General features: G+C 42.5%; 19 protein-coding genes and 2 tRNA genes. 18 read left to right on the top strand and 3 right to left on the bottom strand.

The window, feature by feature from the left end:
• Nucleotides 1-60 precede the first annotated feature (60 nt).
• Nucleotides 61-1023: a bifunctional 4-hydroxy-2-oxoglutarate aldolase/2-dehydro-3-deoxy-phosphogluconate aldolase gene (locus tag ACDD58_RS05205; protein ID WP_370776219.1), complete on the bottom strand. Its 963-nt coding sequence runs from the start codon at nt 1021-1023 to the stop codon at nt 61-63.
• Between the two features lie 290 nt (nt 1024-1313).
• Between ACDD58_RS05205 and ACDD58_RS05200 the strand changes: the two genes are divergently transcribed.
• From ACDD58_RS05200 to ACDD58_RS05175, 6 genes are all read left to right on the top strand, one after another.
• On the top strand, nt 1314-2096 hold the full coding sequence (locus ACDD58_RS05200; RefSeq protein WP_117921547.1) for an IclR family transcriptional regulator: 783 nt from the start codon (nt 1314-1316) through the stop codon (nt 2094-2096).
• A 95-nt stretch (nt 2097-2191) separates the two neighbouring features.
• Complete coding sequence (locus tag ACDD58_RS05195) at nt 2192-2614, top strand: hypothetical protein (RefSeq protein WP_370776217.1); 423 nt, start codon at nt 2192-2194, stop codon at nt 2612-2614.
• Nucleotides 2615-2811: 197 nt separating this feature from the next.
• Nucleotides 2812-4365, top strand: coding sequence for an ATP-dependent Clp protease ATP-binding subunit ClpX (gene clpX / locus ACDD58_RS05190; RefSeq protein ID WP_117921543.1), 1554 nt, complete (start codon nt 2812-2814; stop codon nt 4363-4365).
• A gap of 466 nt (nt 4366-4831) precedes the next feature.
• Nucleotides 4832-6517 (top strand): S8 family peptidase, encoded by a 1686-nt coding sequence (locus ACDD58_RS05185; protein ID WP_370776214.1) that lies wholly within the window; start codon nt 4832-4834, stop codon nt 6515-6517.
• Nucleotides 6518-6678: 161 nt separating this feature from the next.
• Complete coding sequence (locus ACDD58_RS05180; RefSeq protein ID WP_241070904.1) at nt 6679-6933, top strand: hypothetical protein; 255 nt, start codon at nt 6679-6681, stop codon at nt 6931-6933.
• 147 nt (nt 6934-7080) lie between these two features.
• A tRNA-Leu gene (locus ACDD58_RS05175) sits at nt 7081-7163 on the top strand.
• A 260-nt stretch (nt 7164-7423) separates the two neighbouring features.
• Here the strand turns inward: ACDD58_RS05175 and ACDD58_RS05170 are convergent.
• Nucleotides 7424-7496 (bottom strand) — tRNA-Gly (locus ACDD58_RS05170).
• Between the two features lie 240 nt (nt 7497-7736).
• On the opposite strand from ACDD58_RS05170, the gene ACDD58_RS05165 reads away from it, so the two are divergent.
• The 6 genes from ACDD58_RS05165 to serS all read left to right on the top strand — a co-directional run bounded on the left by ACDD58_RS05165 (nt 7737) and on the right by serS (nt 15864).
• Entirely contained in the window at nt 7737-9236 is a 1500-nt protein-coding gene (locus ACDD58_RS05165) for an efflux RND transporter periplasmic adaptor subunit (protein WP_370776211.1), read from the top strand.
• Complete coding sequence (locus tag ACDD58_RS05160) at nt 9233-9922, top strand: ABC transporter ATP-binding protein (protein ID WP_006855684.1); 690 nt, start codon at nt 9233-9235, stop codon at nt 9920-9922. Before ACDD58_RS05165 ends, ACDD58_RS05160 begins: the two co-directional genes overlap by 4 nt.
• Nucleotides 9919-11676 (top strand): biotin/lipoyl-binding protein, encoded by a 1758-nt coding sequence (locus tag ACDD58_RS05155; RefSeq protein ID WP_370776209.1) that lies wholly within the window; start codon nt 9919-9921, stop codon nt 11674-11676. Before ACDD58_RS05160 ends, ACDD58_RS05155 begins: the two co-directional genes overlap by 4 nt.
• Before the next feature lie 14 nt (nt 11677-11690).
• Nucleotides 11691-12944, top strand: coding sequence for an ABC transporter permease (locus tag ACDD58_RS05150; protein WP_117921535.1), 1254 nt, complete (start codon nt 11691-11693; stop codon nt 12942-12944).
• A gap of 29 nt (nt 12945-12973) precedes the next feature.
• A complete protein-coding gene (locus tag ACDD58_RS05145) occupies nt 12974-14155 on the top strand; it encodes a glycosyltransferase (protein ID WP_370776206.1) in 1182 nt (393 codons plus the stop codon).
• Between the two features lie 419 nt (nt 14156-14574).
• Complete coding sequence (serS, locus tag ACDD58_RS05140; protein ID WP_117921531.1) at nt 14575-15864, top strand: serine--tRNA ligase; 1290 nt, start codon at nt 14575-14577, stop codon at nt 15862-15864.
• Between the two features lie 101 nt (nt 15865-15965).
• Here serS and ACDD58_RS05135 read toward each other — a convergent pair whose 3' ends face one another.
• Nucleotides 15966-16484 (bottom strand): peptidylprolyl isomerase, encoded by a 519-nt coding sequence (locus tag ACDD58_RS05135; RefSeq protein ID WP_117921529.1) that lies wholly within the window; start codon nt 16482-16484, stop codon nt 15966-15968.
• Between the two features lie 214 nt (nt 16485-16698).
• Between ACDD58_RS05135 and ACDD58_RS05130 the strand changes: the two genes are divergently transcribed.
• From ACDD58_RS05130 to ACDD58_RS05105, 6 genes are all read left to right on the top strand, one after another.
• Nucleotides 16699-17592, top strand: coding sequence for a C39 family peptidase (locus ACDD58_RS05130; RefSeq protein WP_370776204.1), 894 nt, complete (start codon nt 16699-16701; stop codon nt 17590-17592).
• A 47-nt stretch (nt 17593-17639) separates the two neighbouring features.
• Nucleotides 17640-18932 (top strand): glycoside hydrolase family 3 protein, encoded by a 1293-nt coding sequence (locus ACDD58_RS05125; RefSeq protein ID WP_117921525.1) that lies wholly within the window; start codon nt 17640-17642, stop codon nt 18930-18932.
• 94 nt (nt 18933-19026) lie between these two features.
• Nucleotides 19027-19791 carry an adaptor protein MecA gene (locus ACDD58_RS05120; RefSeq protein ID WP_370776202.1) on the top strand — a complete coding sequence of 255 codons (765 nt, stop codon included), beginning with the start codon at nt 19027-19029 and terminating at the stop codon, nt 19789-19791.
• 221 nt (nt 19792-20012) lie between these two features.
• Nucleotides 20013-20195, top strand: a complete 183-nt coding sequence (locus tag ACDD58_RS05115) for an aminotransferase class-III (protein WP_117921521.1) — start codon at nt 20013-20015, stop codon at nt 20193-20195.
• A gap of 215 nt (nt 20196-20410) precedes the next feature.
• Nucleotides 20411-20722: a hypothetical protein gene (locus ACDD58_RS05110; RefSeq protein ID WP_370776199.1), complete on the top strand. Its 312-nt coding sequence runs from the start codon at nt 20411-20413 to the stop codon at nt 20720-20722.
• A gap of 83 nt (nt 20723-20805) precedes the next feature.
• Complete coding sequence (locus ACDD58_RS05105; protein ID WP_117921517.1) at nt 20806-21840, top strand: V-type ATPase subunit; 1035 nt, start codon at nt 20806-20808, stop codon at nt 21838-21840.
• Nucleotides 21841-21846 lie beyond the last annotated feature (6 nt).

Below are 21846 nucleotides of genomic sequence, written 5' to 3'. Positions count from 1 at the left end.
TTAACATTGAAAAAAAGGTCTGCACAAATCATAGACCGGTGCAGACCTGATTTTTTAAAATTATTTCTGGTTGAAGTGAACTGCGAAACCTGCGATCTCGTCTTTTAAGTAGGCAACAGTAAGTTCGCCCTTGTCATTGTATTTGAAAGAAGATTCGTCAAATACGAAACCACGTTTCTCAAGATGATAAATAGCGCGGTCTAAGTAGTTAGTCTGGATGCAGATATGACCATTGGTTCCACGTCCCGGATTTTTCATCATTTCGATCAGGGAACCTACGAACATGGAGCTGTTTCCAACTTTTACGTTTTCACCAAGTAAAGTTGCGAATTTTGCTGACTCAGCAGCAGCTACTTCCTCAGAAGCGTTGTTTACACCTACATGTAACAGTTTGAAACCTAACATGGTAGAAACAGCCTCTTTTGTTAAAGCTGTGATGCCAGCCCAGTCTTTTGCTGCGATCATGTCTTTGTTAACCATCCAGGATCCACCGCATGCGATGATCTTCTTGAAATCAAGATAGCTTGTTAAGTTCTTTGCATTGATACCGCCGGTCGGCATGAATTTCATTTTGGTATAAGGAGCTGCCATGGATTTGATCATGCTAAGTCCGCCTGCAGCTTCTGCCGGGAAGAATTTAACAACGTCAAGACCAAGTTCGATCGCAACTTCAACGTCGCTTGGGTTAGAACATCCAGGAGTTACCGGGATTCCTTTTTCTACACAGTATTTTACAACTTTTGGATTTAAACCAGGGCTTACGATAAATTTAGCGCCTGCATTTACAGCACGGTCAACCTGCTCTGTGGTAAGAACAGTACCTGCACCTACTAACATCTCCGGGAACTGCTCGGACATGATGCGGATAGATTCCTCAGCAGCTGCTGTACGGAAAGTAACTTCTGCACATGGGAGACCACCGTCGCATAATGCTTTTGCTAAAGGTGCAGCATCCTCTACATTGTCAAGTGCGATAACCGGGATAATACCGATTTTGGAAAACTCTTCTAATACTTTGTTCATAATTCTTCTCCTTTATTTTGAATAATTTTAAGGTTCTTAAATTGGTTTCGTAATATGAAACATTGTTTCATACAACGGTACAATAGTATTATAACATTACAAAATGCCTTGTCAATAATTTAGGGAAAGAAAATGTTGTATTTTGCAAAAAACAAAAATTTGACTTTTATTGGAAGGTCATGTTATGATGTCATATGGTTTCATATAATGAAACAATAATGTGAATTATGAAACCTAAAAGACAGGTATTGGAAAAATAACTGATACCTTACATAGAATATGAGGTAATTATGGCAGAACAGAAAGAAACAAAAAATCCGGTGCAGTCGGCAGAGCGCATTTTTCAGGTAATGGAAATGCTGGCCGATCACGGTGAGATGGGACTGATGGAGATCAGCACAGCGTTAGGACTTCACAAAAGCACGGTACATCGCCTTCTGATGTCTTTAGTCTATATGGGATATGCAAAGCAGGATGAGGTATCCCAGAAGTATATGCTTTCCTATAAAATAGTAAGCATGGCAGGAAAAATGCTTGACCGCATGGATATTTTACAGGTCGCGAAACCATATATGGAACGTTTGTCAGATATCAGCGGGGAAACGGTGCATTTAGTGCAGCGGGAAGGAAATAATATTTTATATATTTATAAAATAGAAGCAAAGATTGGTACGATCCGCATGGTGTCCCATGTTGGTATGGTGCATCCGATGTATTGTTCCGGTGTGGGTAAAGCGATCATGGCAGAACTTCCGGAATCAGAAGTGAAGCAGATCTGGAATGAGAGTATCATCGAAAAAAAGACAGAGCATACGATCACAGATTATGATGAGATGCTTCGGGTGTTAAAAGAAGCAAAAAAGAATGGATATGCGCTTGATGATGAAGAAAATGAAGAAGGTGTGCGCTGCATCGCGGCGAGTCTTCGTGATTATCATAATGAAGTAAAATATGCATTCAGTATTTCCGGTCCGACCAGCCGGATGACGCGAGAGCGCGTGGAAGAGCTGTCTGTGGATGTCAAAAAAGTACAGGAAGAATTATCCATGGAATTAGGCTGGTATAGAAAATAGCAGAGTTGGTCATACTATCCTTGAAAAGGTAATGGTTCAGAGAGTTTTTGAGCGGTTACAAATAATTTCTTGTAAAGTAAAGGAGAAGAATGACCATGAAAAAATTCAAAATGCTTGCGGCATGCCTGGTGCTTACATTGTCTCTTAGTGCACTGACCGCATGCGGCACAAACAGTAACAACACGGATACCAATAACAATGGAAATAATCCGGCTGCAGGTACGGAAAACCAGGTAAAAGGTAACACGGAAAATGGTGTTAATGCTACCGAAAATGGTATGAATGATACCAATGTGAATGGAACTGATACAATGAATGATACCAACGCAAATGGCACGAATGGAACCGTAAATAATAACAATGGCAATGACACAGATGGTGGTGCTGTTGTGGATGATGTAGTAGACGGCATCGGTGATGCGGGAAAAGATATTATCGACGGTGTTGAAAACGGTGTGGATGATGCAACCGGAAATAATAACAATAGTGGAAATGCTACTGATAACAGTGCAAGATAACGGATGTGGAATCTCCGGGTATGACCTTTCGGTGAAAGGAATGCCCGGATTTTTTCTGTTACAGAATATTCGCAGAAATCCTTAAATAAAAATGAAATCTTCCTGATTTCCTTGTGATTGCAGATATTTTGCGGTACAATGTCTTAAATAAGTCTGTTTTAAAGATAGATGAATGGAATGATTTAGGAGATTTTCAGATGAATAATAATGATTATAGAGAAGTAACAGAGGATGAAGCAACAACAGTTTCTACAAGTTCAAAGGACGAAATAAACGGACAGGAAAACAGTAGTGATACCCATGATGTATCAGAACATGAAAAAGAAACCGCAGAGGCAGAAGTGACAAATGCAGACACACCGGAGGAGAAAGAAACGGAATACGAAGATATCTGCTATATCTGCCGCAGACCGGAACATATTGCAGGAAAGATGATACGGATACCGAATAATATCTGTATCTGTCAGGATTGCATGCAGAAAACTTTTGACAGCATGAACCAGACAGGATTTTCCATGGATGATATGCTGAACATGAATATGGGCAAGATGCCGAATATCAGCATGATCAATCTGTCAGATCTTCAGGGGATGCAGGGATTTATTCCGAATAACCAGAAGATCAAAAAGAAAAAGCCAAAAGAAAATAAAGAGCCGGTGCTTGATATCAAAAAGATCCCGGCACCGCATAAGATCAAGGCATCGTTAGATGAGTACGTAGTAGGACAGGAGCACGCAAAGAAGGTTATGTCTGTTGCTGTCTACAATCACTATAAGAGAATCGCATCAGATGAGAAGGATGGTATTGAGATTGAAAAATCCAATATGTTAATGATCGGACCGACCGGTTCCGGTAAGACTTATCTGGTGAAAACACTTGCAAAACTTTTAGATGTGCCGCTTGCCATCACAGATGCAACATCCCTGACAGAGGCAGGATATATCGGTGATGATATCGAGAGCGTTGTAAGTAAGCTGCTTGCCGCAGCAGATAATGATGTGGAGCGCGCAGAGCACGGTATTATTTTTATCGATGAAATCGATAAGATCGCCAAGAAACGCAATACGAACCAGCGTGATGTCAGCGGTGAGTCCGTACAGCAGGGAATGTTAAAACTGTTAGAGGGTGCAGAAGTTGAGGTGCCTGTCGGAGCCAGCAGTAAGAATGCGATGGTACCGATGACTATGGTCAACACAAAGAATATCCTTTTTATCTGTGGAGGTGCATTCCCGGAGTTAGAGGATATCATTAAGGAACGTCTCAATAAGTCTGCGTCGATCGGCTTTAAATCAGAATTAAAGGATAAATATGATCAGGACGAAAATATCCTGCAGAAAGTGACTACAGAAGATGTGCGTAAGTTTGGCATGATACCTGAGTTCTTAGGACGTCTGCCGATCATGTTTACGCTAGAAGCACTTACAGAAGATATGCTGGTACGCATTTTGAAAGAACCGAAAAATGCGATTTTAAAACAGTATCAGAAGCTGCTTGCCATGGATGAGGTAAGACTCAAATTTGAGGATGATGCGTTGATGGCGATCGCAAAGCAGGCGAAGGAAAAGAAAGTCGGTGCGCGTGCACTTCGCGCGATCATCGAGGAATTTATGCTTGACATCATGTATGAAATTCCGAAAGATGACAATATCGGTATGGTAACCATTACGAAAGAGTATGTGGAGAAAAAAGGCGGTCCGCTTATTACGATGCGTGGCTGTGCACAGATTGCTGCTGTTCAGACGCAAGCTTGACACTTTGCTGTCAAGCTATGCGCCGTAGTGTATATTGTTGTGAGATTACAGCCCCTGCCTCGAAGAGGCACTTTTCATGGGCTGTAATCGTTGCTGGTCACACCGGAAGTGTGAACAGTAACCACAGATCGGGGAACAGAAAGCTCCGGAGATCGCGGCTTTCGAATAATACAATTAAATAAGTCTGTAACGGGCACTCCGGCATCTGTTTTACGATAAACAGATGACCGGAGTTTTTCAATTTATAAAACATTTAGGGCGTATTTGTTGCGGACATTGACAGTAATGTATCTATTACATCAGGTGACACGATCTCCGGAGATGATTATGATGCAGGAGACAGCACAGTCAGTTTCATTAAATGAACTTGTGCAGAAGTTCGAATTAAAATAAAAAATATGGTTCTAAAGTAAAAGATTCCGGCATCTATTTAGTAAATGAATAGATGACCGGAGTTTTTTTATTTATGGCAGATTGCAGGGAACAGGTATATTCTGATGATTTTTTTGATTTTATCGTATCTTATGAGGAAACCAGTGGACAGACGATCGCAGAGGCTTGTATCCAGAGAATCGATGAAGGGTATGATATCTATTATTATCCGAGGGAGAGATTACCTCCGCTTAGTGTAGGCGGTTATTCTTATTCTGAGATCCCAAAATGTTATGGACTGCTGGATCGGACAGCACTTGAGGTGTCCGGTATTTTAAAAATGCAGAATCAGCCTGTTCTTGCATTAAAGGGAAACGGTGTGCTGATCGGATTTATTGATACGGGGATTGATTATACAAATCCGGCATTTCGCTACAGTGACGGGAGCAGCCGGATCGTCCGTATCTGGGATCAGACGATACAGGATGGAATGCCACCAGCGGGTATTTTATATGGGGCAGAGTATACAAAAGAACAGATCAATGCGGCGTTATTTTCCGAAGACCCGTACGATATCGTGCCGTCGCGTGATACCAATGGACATGGTACATTTCTTGCAGGAGTGGCATGTGCAAGTGAGAGTGAAAACGGTGATTTTATCGGGGCGGCACCCCAGTCTGAGATCATTATGATAAAATTAAAAGAGGCAAAGCAGTATCTTCGGGATTTCTTTTTTGTGAAGGACGGTGTTCCGGCATATCAGGAAAATGATATTATGATGGCAGTTTCTTATTTAAACAGTGTAGCAAATATTTTGAATCGTCCGCTTGTCATATGCATGGCATTAGGAAACAGTGCCGGGAGCCATGCGAGTGAGGGTTTTCTTCCTTCTTATCTTAATTATATGTGCGGAAGAAGAAAACGAGTCGTTGTGGTTGCAGCCGGAAACGAGGCGAATGCAAGACATCATTTTCAGGGACGTATCATAGGGGAGATGGAGCATGAGGATGCAGAAATCACGGTAGAGCAAAATACGAAAGGTTTTTTTGTGGAACTGTGGGCATCTGCGCCGGAACTGTATGCGGTTGCGGTAATTTCACCATCAGGAGAGCAGATTCCGCGGATTTCGGTGCGCCGTGGGGCATCAGAGCAGTTTAACTTTATTTTTGAGGGGACGACGATCACGGTAGATTACCGGATCGATATGAAAGAAACGTCAAGCCAGCTGATTTTTTTCCGGTTTATAAGACCGACACCGGGACTTTGGACAATACGTATTTTTCCACAGCTTACTGTCACCGGAAATTATCATCTCTGGCTTCCTTTGAAAGAAATGACAGATGGCAATAATTTTTTCCTTCGGTCGAATCCGGAAATTACACTGACTTCCCCCAGTGCGGCAAGACAGGTCATCACAGTGGGCGGTTATCAGGCATCGAACACCAGTATCTATGCGGATTCCGGAAGAGGTTATACTACGACAGGAGAGATCAAACCCGATTTTGTGGCACCGGCGGTGGATGTTTATGGTCCCGGACTTCGCAATAATTTTATCACTTTTACGGGAACAAGTGCAGCCGCAGCGATCACAGCTGGAGCCTGTGCGCAGATCATGCAGTGGGCGATCGTGGATCAGAATAATACGATCATGTCACATACATCTATCAAAAACATGTTGATCCGCGGTACTGCAAAACCGGAAAACCGGACATATCCGAACCGGGAGTGGGGATATGGGACACTTGATGTGTATGGGGCATTTCAGAATCTGAGACTGTGATAAAACGACGAAATATTATTTAGAAAATGTTTAGAAAAAACAGCAAGATTGTTTATCTGTATTTATGTAATTTTTGTGAAACTGGTTATAAACTTCAAAATGTAATACGATATAAATAAAAATAAGAATACAAACGGGGAGAGAAAGGCGATATCTTAAAAGTGATCCAGAAAACAAAAGCAGAAGCAGGTCAGTCTGATGGATATTCTGCTTCCGGCGGAGAAGGACAGACAGGGCAGGCATCCGGAACCGGGGCTGCTGGTAGTGCCGGTGGCGGTGGAGACAGTGATGACGAAACTACTACAACAACAAAGACGGTTGTGGTCAATGGTATTACTTATCTTGAAACAACGACTGTGGAGAACGGTGTCACAAGTGTGCAGAGGACAAAGATCAGTGGAGTTGGTGAAGAATAGCGATGGTAAAAAATCCGAAGGGAGTGTGAACCTTCGGATTTTTGCTGAAATCAGGAAAGTAATCCCTAAATGTTAAAATAAAATTGCTTGCAATTTGTAACATGATATGATAAGATGTTTATTGTTCGAGCGATTAAAAAAGAATAAGCCGGCGTGGCGGAATGGCAGACGCACCAGACTCAAAATCTGGCGGTGGCAACATCGTATGGGTTCAAGTCCCATTGCCGGCATTAGAAAAAAGTCCAGTTTTACTGGACTTTTTCTTGATTCATAGGAAATTACATCCTATGAATCAAAAAGCCCTCCGGGCAGGATCGCACTGCGGCGGAGTGGAATAATGTCGCTAGAGCGACCCGCCGCAGGACATCCGGTGGATGTCCGCTATGCGCGGACCGGAGCGGAAGCGAAGAAACTCGAAAGTTCGAGTCCGGCAGGACTCGATTTTTCAAAAAAAGGACATCTGAATGATGTCCTTTTTTTGATAAAAGAGAGCGCGAGACGGGACTCGAACCCGCGGCCCCGACCTTGGCAAGGTCGTGCTCCACCAACTGAGCCACTCGCGCATATCTGAAATTATTCTGTATCTGTCTGTCAGACACATTTGATATCATACTATGGCAAAAACAATTTGTCAATAATTTTTTTAAAATAGCAATAATATTTTTTTTATCCTTAAGAGAAAAAGTTCATCTGTGATTTAAAAAAGAATTAATAATATTCATCTATATATTAAGTAGGAAAAATGCTATAATACGGAATGTCTGATAATCAGGATGCAGACAGTGTACATTTAAGGAGGAACTATGGAAAAGAAAAAAATAATTATTCCGGTCGTAGCCATTGCAGTAATTGGAGCAGTAGGAGGAACCGGTTATTATTATCGCAACAATATTATAGATGTGACAACACAGGCAATTGATGTAGTTTCAGAGAAAATTCCGTTTTTACAGTCAGGAAAATCGGATGACAAGGTATATGTTGAGAAAGTTTCTAAGATCATGAATACATATACGGGAAATACCAACCGGTATAATGGTGTTGTGGAATCGCAGGACAGTTATGAGGTAAATGTAGATTCATCGCGTACCATCAAAGAAATCCTTGTAAAAGTAGGGGATGAGGTAGAAGAGGGTCAGACACTTGTTACCTATGATACCAGCGAACTTGAGATGCAGGTGAAACAGGCAAAACTTGAACTCGAGGGAATCCAGAATGAGATTGACAGTTCCAAAAAAAAGATAGCCACATTGACCGATGAATTAAATAAAACGACAGATGAGGACGATAAATTTTCATTGACGACAGATATTCAGTCGGAGGAAAATTCCATCGAGGAGAATAAACTTGATCTTGAGAGCAAGAACCTTGAAATATCAAAATATGAAGCCCAGATCGATGCATCGTCTGTTGTCAGCAAAAAATCCGGCGTGGTAAAGGAAATCAACGAGAACGGTACAGACAGTAATGGTAATAATGCTGCGTTTATGACGATTCTTCAGACAGGTGAATACCGTGTAAAAGGAAGTATCGATGAGCAGAATGTATGGATGATCTCAGATGGACAGGCGGTCATCATACGTTCGAGGGTGGATGAAAGTCAGACATGGAATGGAACGATTTCAAAGATTGATACAGATAACGTGCAGAAAAGTGATGACGATTCATCTTCAGACAGTAGTGTCTCTGCAACAAAGTACCCGTTTTATGTGGAACTTCCATCTGCAGAAGGACTGCTGTTAGGACAGCATGTATATATTGAACTTGACGAAGGTCAGGACGATCAGCAGAAAGAAGGAATCTGGCTGTATTCAAACTATGTTGTTCAGGATGACAGCGGTGCTTATGTCTGGGCTGCAAATGATAAGAAACGTCTGGAAAAACGATATGTAGAACTTGGTGAATATGATGAGGATCTGGCAGAGTATGAGATCTTATCCGGTCTTTCACTTGATGATTATATCACATGGCCGATGGAAGGACTCTATGAAGGAGTAACTACGGTGACAGATGTGAGCGAGGTCGATTATTCTTCTCCGTTGTACAATCAGGATGGTACAGAGATGCTTGATTACGGAACCGAAATGTTGTATGAAAACGGAATGTACGATACGGAAATGATGAACGATAATGGCATGCAGAATTATGTAAATGGCGATATGGAAGATGGATCAGGTTATGATGGAGCTGACGATGGCGATTCTGCGGATGATGCGGAATATGATGACTCTGATTACGATGATTCTGACTATGAGGATTCTGATGATTCCTATGATGATTCCAATGATATGGAGGTAGGGGAATGATACTGAATCTGCAGAATATTTACAAGGATTATCAGCAGGATAAGCTGGTCGTTCCGGTATTAAAAGATGTCTGTCTTACCGTGGAAGAGGGAGAGTATGTTGCGATCATGGGACCATCCGGCTCCGGAAAGACAACACTTATGAATATCATAGGCTGTCTGGATAAGCCGACGAGCGGGACTTATGAGCTGGCAGGAGAGGACGTCTTAAAGTTAAAAGACAAGCAGCTGTCAGATTTAAGACTGCGCAGTATCGGGTTTGTATTTCAGAGTTTTCATCTGATGCCGAGAGAGACTGCGGTGGAAAATGTATCACTGCCGCTTAGTTATGCCGGCGTGAAAAAAAAGGAGCGCAGGGAGCGTGCAATCAAAGCACTGGAACGTGTCGGACTTGGTGACAGGGTGGACTTTCGTCCGACGCAGCTTTCCGGTGGACAAAAACAGAGGGTTGCGATTGCGAGAGCAATGGTCAATAATCCAAAGATCTTACTTGCGGATGAACCTACCGGAGCACTTGATTCCAAGTCAGGAGAGCAGATCATGGAACTGTTTCAGAAACTCAATGAAGAGGGTGTTACGATCGTTATGATCACACATGATCCGCATATCGCATCCAATGCAAAACGCATGGTGAAAATCATTGACGGGGAGATTTTTGAGGGCGATGAAAAGGAGGATGCATCATGAAATTAAAAAAAGTAATCGCAGTCATTGTCGTACTTGCCGTCACTGTTGGTGCAGTCACCGGAGGAATTTATGGTTATAAGTCGTATCAGAAGAAGAATCTGGTGGCAGAAGTACAGTCTGTTTCCAGTTTAAACTATGGATATTATGGGAACTCTGAAACAAGCTATGGTGTTGTGACGAATGATTCTTCCCAGGAAGTATATTTAGATGATTCCAACAAAGTGCAGGAGGTTTATGTTTCAAAAGGCGATACAGTGAAAGAGGGAGATCCGCTGATCCAGTATGATACATCGGAGGCAGAGATCGATATCCAGAGGAAAAACCTTGAGATCAGTACAACAGAAAACAGTCTTGCGAAGGCACAGCATTCTTTAGAGTCATTAAAAAACACAAAACCGGTGGATAAGACACGGCCTTCTACTGCCAGTACTGCATCCTCGTACATAAATAAAAAGCTGCAGGAATTAGAGCAGAAGAAAGCCTACATAGAGTCACTGCCGGAAAAGGATGCGAAGGATAACCGCATTTATAATTATGTGACGGAAGATTCAAAGCCATATAATAAAGACACGGCAGATGGAACAGCAGAGAATCCTTACATTTATTATTGTAATAAAGATGTTTTTGCATATGGAAGTTTTTACAATTCGCTGCGGCCGCAGAAAAAATCAGATGGCACTTATACGGATGGAAAATATGTAAAGTTTATTATCTGCAAAAAAGACAGCGATGGGAAAATGGTGTTTGAAAGTGTGGAAACAGGAGATGAAGTGGTGGATGACAGTACTGAGTCGAATGGTGACACAAAAGAAGTTACAGTACAGAAATATGAGCCTGTGGCAGATGACAGTATTTCACCGAATGTAAAAGATGTCGATGGAAGTACCATGCCTATGGACTATGATAAAAGCCGGTCCTGGTATGTTTTTTCAGGAGAAGAAGTTGGAAAAAGTCTTCAGGATTATCTGGATGAACTTGAGAATGAAGATAACTGGAACGATGAAGATGACTGGGAAGAGCCGGAAGGATATACCGAAAAAGAACTTGCAGAGGCAATCAATGACAAAGAATCAGAAGTAAAAAAACTGGATATACAGCTTCGCAAGTTAAAACTGGAGCTGGAAACGTTACAGGACAGCATCAATGATGGTGTGGTTTATGCAAAACTTGATGGTGTTGTGAAATCTGTGGGAGATCCGGATCAGAAACAGGATGATGGGAATGCATTTCTTGTGGTAACCGGAGATGACGGACTGTACGTGAGCGGTACGATCAGCGAACTTTTGTTAGATGAAGTCAAACCGGGAACGGTTGTTACCGCAAATTCATGGGAATCAGGAATGACATTTGAGGCAACCGTAACGAGCGTATCGGATTATCCTGTGAGTGGCAATTCCTGGGGAGAAGGAAATCCGAATGTTTCTTATTATCAGTATACTGCATATATGGAAGACAGTTCTGCACTGAAAAATGGAGAATATGTGGATCTTGCAATTCAGACAAATCAGTCAGAAACAGGCGGAATTTACCTTGATAAGGCATATGTGAGACAGGAAGATGGAAAATCATATGTTATGATCGCAGATGAGAGTGATCATCTGAAAAAACAATATGTTGTAACCGGAAAAACAGTATATGGTACTGCAGTTGAGATCAAATCAGGACTGACAGAGGATGACAGGATCGCCTTCCCTTATGGAAAGACAGCAGTCGAGGGAGCAGCAGTAACAGAGGATGAAAGTGTTGAATATTAATCAGGAGGAACAGGATGTTTGAGAATATAAGATTATCTTTTCAGGGAATCTGGTCCCACAAGATGCGTTCCTTTCTGACCATGCTTGGAATTATCATAGGTATCGCAGCGATCATTGCGATCGTATCGACGATCAAAGGAACGAATGAACAGATCAAAGAAAACCTGATCGGCTCCGGAGAGAATACAGTGGAAGTGTCTCTTTATCAGGGCGAGTGGGAATACGAGATGGATTACAACGGAGTGCCGCAGGGAGTGCCGCTTGTAACGGATGAGGTCATGAGTGACATCAAAGATCTCGATCATGTAGAGAATGCATCTGCATACTTAAGCAGACAGGATTATAGCGGAGTGTATCATTTAAATACGGCTTTTTCCGGTGGATATGTGCGCGGAATCGACAACAGCTATTTTGATACCTGCAATTATGTTATGAAAGAGGGACGTGCTTTTACGGATGAGGACTTTAAAAAGTATAAAAAAGTCGCTATTTTGGATACGGATTCCGCAAATGCGCTGTTTCAGGGAGAAGATCCGGTCGGAAATACGATCGAGATCCAGAAGGAGCCTTATACGGTAATTGGAATCGTAACCAAGGCAAAGGTATTTGAGCCGGTCATCAATTCCATTGATGATTATTATACATATGCGCAGGATACGGCAGGTTCTATTTATATCCCGAATACGACCTGGCCGATCATATATCAGTATGACGAGCCACAGAATGTTGTGATCCGTGTGGACAGTACGGATAATATGACATCTGCCGGAAAAGCATGTGCAGATCTGCTAAACAATTATCTGTCACCGAAAGATGATACGATCCAGTATAAGGCAAAGGATCTTTTAGAGCAGGCACAGCAGATACAGGAACTCAGCAGTTCAACAAATACGATGCTGATCTGGATCGCTGGAATTTCCCTGATCGTTGGTGGTATCGGTGTTATGAATATCATGCTGGTATCAGTGACAGAGCGTACGCAGGAGATCGGTTTAAAGAAGGCAATCGGTGCAAGAAAGTCAAAGATTTTGAATCAGTTTCTGACCGAAGCAGCGGTGCTTACAAGTTTAGGCGGTGTGCTTGGTGTAATTGTCGGTATCATATTAGCAGAGATCATTTCCTATGTGACGACGATGCCGGTTGCAATCAGTATTCCGGCGGCGATCGGTTCCGTGCTGTTTTCTATGGTGATCGGAATTGTATTCGGGGTTTTCCCGTCTTATAAGGCGGCGAATCTAAACCCGATTGACGCGCTGCGCCATGAATAAACGTCTGGATAATGGAAATGGAGATTCGTGTGAAAAAAATCGTGATGTTTGAAGGAGGCGTGGAAACGCTTGCGTATTTCTCGAAACAGATGGCGGGGCAGTTTGAAAAGATGGGATATGCAGTATTTTTCTACGATCTGAAAGATGAAAAGGGAAGTGCCAAAAGGCTGAGAAAATTCATAAAACCCGGCGAGACAGTGATGATCACTTTCAATTTTCAGGGACTGGAAAAAGAAGCGGGTGTATACAGTGAAAGAAACGGTTATATTTGGGATGAATATAAGATTCCCTGTTATAATATTGCGGCAGATCATCCGTACTATTATGATAACCGTCTGCATGATCTGCCATCCGGATATCACCACATCAGTATTGACAGAAAACAGGAAGCATATTTTTTAAAATATTATTCCGGATATAAAAGTGCCGGATTTCTTCCGTTAGCGGGAACCGGGCTGGATGGAGCACTTGATGTGTCGTATGAACAGCGGAATATTGATGTGATCATGACCGGAAATTACACGCCTCCGTCTTTTTTTGAACAGCATATCAACTGGATCAATGATGAGTATGCGGCATTTTACCGCGGAATCATTGACGAGCTGCTGGAAAAAACGGACCAGACCATCGAGGAGGTGACACTGCGTCACTGTGAACGTGAGATGGGGAAGGTGGTACCGGATGATTTCAGACTTGTGATGCATAAGATGATATTCATTGATCTGTATGTGCGCAATTACTGGCGTGGCCTGGTCATAAAGACGCTGGCAGAAGCAGGGATCACCGTGGATGTTGTTGGAAAGGGCTGGGAAGAACTTGACTGTACTGCGATGCAGAATATAAGAATACATCCGCAGACGGATTCCCTGACCTGTTTAGAGCAGCTTGCACATGCGAAGATTTCAATTAATGTGATGCCATGGTTTAAAGATGGTGCACATGACCGGGTGTTTAATTCGATTTTAAACGGTGCAGTCTGTGTTTCGGATACCAGTCACTACCTCTGCGAAGAACTAAAAGAGGGAGATGGTGTCTCGTATTATGACCTGAAACATTTAGAGCAACTACCGGTAAAAGTAAGTGATCTGCTGAAAAATGAACAGCAGATGAGAGATATTGTTATGCGTGGAGTGGAGAAAACGGCAGGGAAGCATATCTGGGCGATGCGGGCAATCGAACTGGAAGAAAAAATCAGGCAGGAAGCATGTTAGACTTGCATTACGGAAATAATGAGTGTATAATAACGAAAGAATTTGGCAGTGATGGAAGCTGCGGCAGCAAGACTGTTTCAGAGAGCCGGTGGGTGCTGGAAACCGGTACAGAAAAGATGCCTTTCCACTTCCGGAGTCAGTGATGAAAGTCACGGGGTCGTATCCCATAGCATACGAATTGAGAGGTCACAGCAGGAGAAACAGATACTGGAAATGAGCATCTGTGTTAAAAAGAAAAAGCAGTGACAAGATGGGTGGCAACGCGGAAGAGTTTTAGAGCCTTTCGTCCCATGTGCAGGATGGCACACAGGGCGGAAGGCTTTTTGTGTTATCGTTAAGAAAATGTCAGACAGATATTAGGTCAGGCAAAATGAAAATCTACAAAAACGGGCGGCATGTTCCGCAGAAAGAGGAGAAAGATGATCGATTTAAAATTTTTAAGAGAGAATCCGGAAGTTGTAAAACAGAATATTAAAAATAAGTTCCAGGATCACAAACTGCCATTAGTAGATGAGGTGATTGAGCTTGATGCAAAAGCGAGAGCTGTACAGCAGGAAGCAGATGATCTGCGTGCAAGCAGAAATAAACTGTCAAAACAGATCGGACAGTTAATGGGACAGGGGAAAAAAGATGAGGCAGAAGCAGTAAAGGCACAGGTAAATGCCAATGCAGCACGTCTTGCAGAGTTAGAGGAGCAGGAAAAAGAACTGCAGGAAAAAGTAACAAAGATCATGATGACGATCCCGAATATCATTGATCCGTCTGTACCGATCGGAAAAGATGACAGCTGCAATGTAGAGATCGAAAAATTCGGCGAGCCGGTCGTACCGGATTTCGAGATCCCATATCATACAGAGATCATGGAGCGTTTTAATGGTATCGATCTTGATGCTGCAGGAAAAGTTGCAGGAAATGGTTTTTATTATCTGATGGGCGATATCGCACGCCTTCATTCTGCAGTGATCTCTTATGCGCGTGATTTTATGATCGACCGTGGCTTTACCTATGTGATCCCGCCATTTATGATCCGAAGCAACGTTGTTACAGGTGTTATGAGTTTTGATGAGATGGATGCAATGATGTACAAGATCGAGGGTGAGGATCTCTATCTGATCGGTACTTCTGAGCATTCCATGATCGGTAAATTCATCGACACGATCAACGATGAGGAGAAATTACCGTATACACTGACTTCCTACTCTCCATGTTTCCGTAAAGAGAAAGGTGCACATGGTATTGAGGAGCGTGGAGTATACCGTATCCACCAGTTCGAGAAACAGGAGATGATCGTTGTCTGCAAACCGGAAGAGTCTAAAACATGGTATGATAAATTATGGCAGAACACGGTAGACTTATTCCGCAGCCTTGATATTCCGGTTCGTACCTTAGAGTGCTGCTCCGGCGACCTTGCAGACTTAAAAGTAAAATCCTGCGATGTTGAGGCATGGTCTCCAAGACAGAAGAAATACTTTGAAGTTGGAAGCTGTTCTAATTTAGGAGATGCACAGGCAAGACGTTTAAAGATCCGTGTGAAAGGTTCCGACGGAAATAAATATTTTGCACACACTTTAAACAATACTGTTGTTGCACCACCTAGAATGTTGATCGCATTCTTAGAGAACAACTTAAATGAAGACGGCAGTGTTAATGTACCGAAGGCATTACAGCCGTATATGGGTGGAAAAGAGAAACTTATTCCGGTAAAATAATTGACGGTTCAAACAATTTATAATAAAAATCCACAGTGCACACGATATGGTGTGCGCTGTGGATTTTTTGTCTTGTCAGGATAACAGGTTTGCAGTCTGGATCAGCATTTCTCCGGTTCCGGATAATCCACACCGAAAGTCTCAACAGTAACAGTTTTCATGCGCTGTGTCTCTAATGGCCTGTCACTGTAATCGGTTGCGGTTTCTGCGATTTTATTTACGATATCCATTCCTTCCGTGATTTTACCGAAAGCAGCATAAGCTCCGTCTAAGTGCGGAGATGTTTTGTGCATGATAAAGAACTGGCTGCCGGCTGAATCCGGGTGCATAGCTCTTGCCATGGATAAAACACCTTCGGTGTGTTTTAAATCATTTTTGAAACCATTCTGGGAAAATTCACCTTTGATATCATAGCCAGGACCGCCCATGCCGGTTCCGTCAGGACATCCGCCCTGGATCATAAATCCTTTGATCACGCGGTGAAAGATCAGTCCGTTGTAATAACCTTTCTGGATCAGGCTGATAAAGTTATTGACAGTATTCGGAGCGATTTCAGGATAAAGTTCCGCTTTCATGATATCGCCATTTTCCATTTCAATCGTAACGACTGGATTTGCCATAATTGTGTACCTCTTTTCAAAATAATAGTGTCTGTAATGATACTGCTCTATTGTAGCGGAAAAAAAAGGAGTAGTAAAGTAAATAATTTAAGAAAATCTTTGCTTGAATAAAGATTCTTTACAAGGTAACATAAATATAGACGGGTTTGAGATGAAAATGGGAGATACTATTTAAAAATATCAGAAATCAGATCAGAATTGGGAGGAAGGGTATTTGAATCGTCAGAAAAGAAAGGAGTACAGATTTTATGCGATGTTAGCAGGAATGTTTCTACTGATTGCTGGGGCATACTGTCTGGATGGAGATTTTACATCAGAAATTGATCAAAATGCTGCAGACGTTTCTGCCACGCAGCCGGAATATGTGCCGGCAGTGAAACTGTATGCTGGTATTTTTACAAAACTGGACGGCGAAGAGTATGCTGTGATCAAAAAAAATAAAGACATTCTGGTAGCTGCGGCAAACAGGGGATATTATAATGAGACGGATGTCTACTCTTTTTTGCAGGGACCAAAATCCTGGGGAGAGGGACGGGCCTGGTCCGGCGAATGGAGTAATCAGTATGTAAGAGGCAATTATTTTGGTAATTTCGGGTGTGGACTGTGCTGTATGGCAAATATATACAGTACATTTTCGGATCATACCTGTTCGCCATGGGATATGTTTCTATATGCACGGGAGACTTCCGGATATACGCCGACGAAAAAGATTGGGGCGATCGGCTGGGGTGATATGAAAACGGTTATGCGTAAATGCGGATTTGATGCGGAGCTTTATACAAAACCACAGACTTATGAGGCATTCCGGGAGCAGATCAAAACAGCAAAAAGTGCCATTGTTTTAGTCAGCAGTCATGATGATAATACTTACTGGAAAAAGACAGGTGGTCATTATGTGAATATCTGTCTGTACAAAGAAGAGACAGATGAAGTATTTCTTGCAGATCCGGCAGACCCGGATGGAAACCGGAATTATATTCCGCTGCGCTATGTTTATGATGCTTTAAAAACGGTCAGTAAATATCAGTATCTGGTTGTAGATGGTTATTCTGAGGAACAGAACCAGTGGAAACAGGATGGAATAGATGAGGCATGGGTGGCACCATAAAAAATGTGCGTACAATATAAACAGAAATATATGGAAATGGAGAATGTATGAATCAGGAAGAAAGAAGACAGAAAAGACAGGACGATTTTAAACATGCAGTAGTTGTAGTAGCTGTGTTTGTGTTGATTTTGGCGGCATTGCTTGCAGGGGCAGCAGCTGCCATACATAAGTTTTTACCAAAGAATGATAAAGCAGAAAAAATACCGGAAACACAAAGTACGGAGATAATGGAGGATTCACAGACCGTACAGGAACAGAGTGAAGCAGCAGAACCTGTAGTTGATCCGTTAGTTGAGCAGGCTGCACAGCTTGTGTCAGGCATGTCACTGGAAGACAAAGTCGCACAGATGTTTGTTATTACACCGGAGGCGCTGACAGGGTATGCGAGTGTGACGGCAGCCGGCGATACAACAAAAGCGGCATATGAAAACAGGCCGGTCGGAGGTCTGATCTATATGGCAGATAATCTTGTCAGTACGGAACAGACGACAGAGATGCTTACCAATATGCAGAATATAGCCATGGAGCGGACCGGGCTGCCCGTCTTTTTAAGTGTGGATGAAGAAGGCGGAACAGTTGCAAGAGTTGCAAAGAATGAAGCGTTTGGTGTTACAGATGTTGGGAACATGAGTGATATCGGTGCGACCGGTGATCTGCAGAAAGCATATGATGCGGGAGCATCGATCGGAACATATTTAAAACAGCTTGGTTTTAATGTGGACTATGCACCAGTAGCAGACGTACTTACCAATCCGGACAATACAGTTATTGGGACAAGATCTTTTGGCTCGGATGCATCTGTGGTGGCAGATATGGTCACAAAAGAACTTGAAGGATTAAGCAGTCAGGGAGTTTTTGGCGTAGTAAAACATTTTCCGGGACATGGCGGCACTTCGGGCGACTCCCATGACGGAGCAGTGACACTTGATAAATCATTAGAAGAACTGATGCAGACCGAACTTGTGCCATTCCAGAGAGCGGTTGAAAACGGTGTGTCATTTGTTATGGTCGGACATATCTCAGTTCCGCAGGTAGTTGGAGATAATACGCCGGCATCACTGTCCCAGATGATGGTAAGCAATGTGTTGAGGGAACAGCTTGGATATCAGGGGATCGTGATCACAGATGCCATGAATATGGGGGCAGTCACAGGCAGTTATACGGCAGACCAGGCAGCAGTCATGGCAGTCAATGCAGGTGTTGATATGATCTTAGCACCTTCTGATTATGAAACAGCATATAACGGACTTCTTCAGGCGGTAAAGGATGGAACGATCACGGAGGAACGTATCAACGAATCGGTTGTGCGTATTGTAAAAGTAAAACTGCAGATGCAGTAAAGAGTTGTTATTCTCCAGTGATTCAGACTTTACAAATAACCGGAAAAATAGGATAATAGTAATAGATTTATGATATACGAATGGGGAATACGACATGGAAATAAAGCGCGTAGGAGAAAATAAAATCAGATGTGCCCTGACCGAGGAAGAAATCCGGGATATGGGTTTTGATATTGATGAGATCATTGGAAATGGAGAAGCAACACAGAAATTTATGCGTGTTGTCTTAAAGATCGTGGAAGAACACGAGAACATCAGTCTGGAGAACATTTCACCGATGGTAAAAGCAGAACTTCTTTCAGATCACAGTATGGCGATCACATTTGGCGGCGATTCAGATACGAGTTTTCAGCAGCTGATGGAGGCAATCTCTGATCTGGTCGGTCAGATGACGCCGGAGAAGATGCAGGAGTTCCGAAACTTAAGCAAAGAGGAGCGCCAGGGAGTACTGGATGCGTTCTTAGACCGGAAGAAAGATACTAAAGAACAGGAATATACGCAGAAAAAAGAAAATCAAAAGAAGTCATCAAAAGAAGAAAAAAAATCAAAAAAACAGCAGATGATCAACAGACAGATGGTCTGTGCACTCCGGTTCTTTGATTTAGATGAAGCATCACGCATGGGAAGGGCATGTTTTGAGGAGATTTTTCCAAAGAGCAGTCTTTACCGGTTAGAGGGTGCATATTATCTGATTATGGATTTTTCGAAGTTCCCAAGAGACGAAATGAGGGCGTTTGCATTCGGTGCTGTCGAGTATGATGCGGGCAGAATTTCGGAGATAGGACAAATTTCCTATATCCGTGAACACGGAGATTGTATTGTTAAAAAAGAGGCTCTGCAAACGCTGATAGCGTTGTAACAAATGAATAAAAGATAGTTTGTAAATAGGCAAAATGGGAAAATCCATCTCCAAAATTTGGTAAAATTGCCGAACAAGTTGATGCTCTAAAATTTACCAGATATGCTATTATGTCATAGGTGCGTGCACAGCATATAGTTATACTTATGACGAAGGATTTGCCGTATGTCGGCAGATCAGAGAAGGCAGTATAGAATAAGAGCAGGAGATGGAGAAGCGTTATGAGCAGAGAGCAGCTTTTGGAACTCGAAGACATGAAGAGGGGACTTTTAGTACAGGCATATCGAATGAAACAGGAGTGCCCGCATATGTCACCAGTGGGATTAGAGCATGAAATGTATGCGGCTATTATGGCTGAGGTAAGGGATATTACAGCCAGAATACAAAGGTCTGCAGAAGCATAGCGGAGAAAAAGTAAATATTGTATACAAGAAGATCAGCCGGTGTAGCGATACATTGACTGGTCTTTTTTGTATTATAAAAAAGCATCTGACATTTATATTGACTGAAAAAACAACCGAAATAATGCCTTGCTATCAGATTAAGAAACGAATATAATTAATATATCAGTAATTTTTGGGAAACGTAATAGACAACAGAAAGGTTACAGGGGTTTTTCATGAATGAGATCATTACGAAGCTTGATGAGATCGAAAAGAAGGCAGAGTCTATTCTGACGGATGCAGCTGCGGAAAAAGAAATGATGTTAAAACAGTTAGAATTTGATAAACGAGAGATGGACAGGCAATATGCTTCCATGAGACAAAAACAGGAAGAAGAGATAAAACAGCAGCTTTTATCGGAGTCTAAGACAAAACTTTTGGGGCAGAAAGAACATTACGAAGCCAAAATGAGACAGTTGGAAGAGGAATTTCTGCAGAAAAAGGAGACTCTTGCAGAGAAAATTTTTGAAAGTATTATAAGCTCCTGATGTTATGCGCGGTGATAGCTTGAGAAAATGCAGGTAGCAATGCTGATAGCAATGCTGATAGCATGGCGAAATGGGGGAAGATAATGGCAGGAGGATTGTTAGAGTACAGCGGTCTGGTGACAAAGACCAAAGCAATGCGTGCAAGACTGCTTGAGGCGGATGATTATGCGGTAGTTTCGGAATATGAATCTGTGACAGATTTTATTGCTTTTTTGCGGGAACAGCCTGCATATGCACCGGTATTTGAGCGGCACGGGGAAGTGGCACACCGTGGTCAGGCAGAAGCGGTGATAAGGGATTCACTGTATATGGATTACTGCAAGTTATACCGGTTTTCCGGTGTGCAGCCAAGAAGTGCATTGCAGTTTGTATTTTCACGCTATCAGGTCAATGTGATTAAAAACTGTCTGCAGTCTGCGATGGAAGGAAACGGACGTGAGCTTACCTTAAGCGGAGGTTTTTTTGAACGGCATGCAGATTTTGATTTAAGAGCAGTGATGGCGGCATGCAGTGTGCAGGAGCTGATACAGGCGGTGGCTGGAACGGAATATGAAGCTCTGTTAAGGGAATTAGAGACGGAAACAGGACAAAACTACGCGGATTATGCATTTGCACTTGATATTTATTACTATAAGAAAATATGGAAAGAGATCGCAAAGGTTTCCGACAAAGAAACGAGGCAGATCTTAGAACAGATTTTCGGAACAGAGATCGACTGGCAGAATCTGATGTGGATGTACCGGGCAAAGCGGTTTTATTCGATGGGAGAGGCGGATATGAAAAAACACCGGATACCGGTAAGCTACCGTTTAAAGCCTGCGGAGACAAACAGACTTTTAGAAACAGAATCGGCAGAGCAATTTGTGGAATTTGTCCGGCAGACTGCATATTTTCGTGGAAAACAGGCAGTGCTTGAGCCGGAGGATGAACTGACGTGGGAGCGGGTCATGATAAGGACATATGAGAAAATATGTAAAAAGCATCCAATGTCTGTGGCACCGGTTCTGCGTTATCTGTATGAGAAAGAGCATGAGATCGATCGCCTGACGACGGCACTTGAGGGAATCCGTTACCACATACCGCCGTATGAGATACGGAATCTTATTTTTGCAATGTAAAGGATG

Origin of the sequence: Roseburia sp. (assembly GCF_041325975.1) — a bacterium.
Lineage (GTDB): Bacteria > Bacillota > Clostridia > Lachnospirales > Lachnospiraceae > Roseburia > Roseburia rectibacter.
This window is presented reverse-complemented; position numbering and strand designations above follow the sequence as displayed.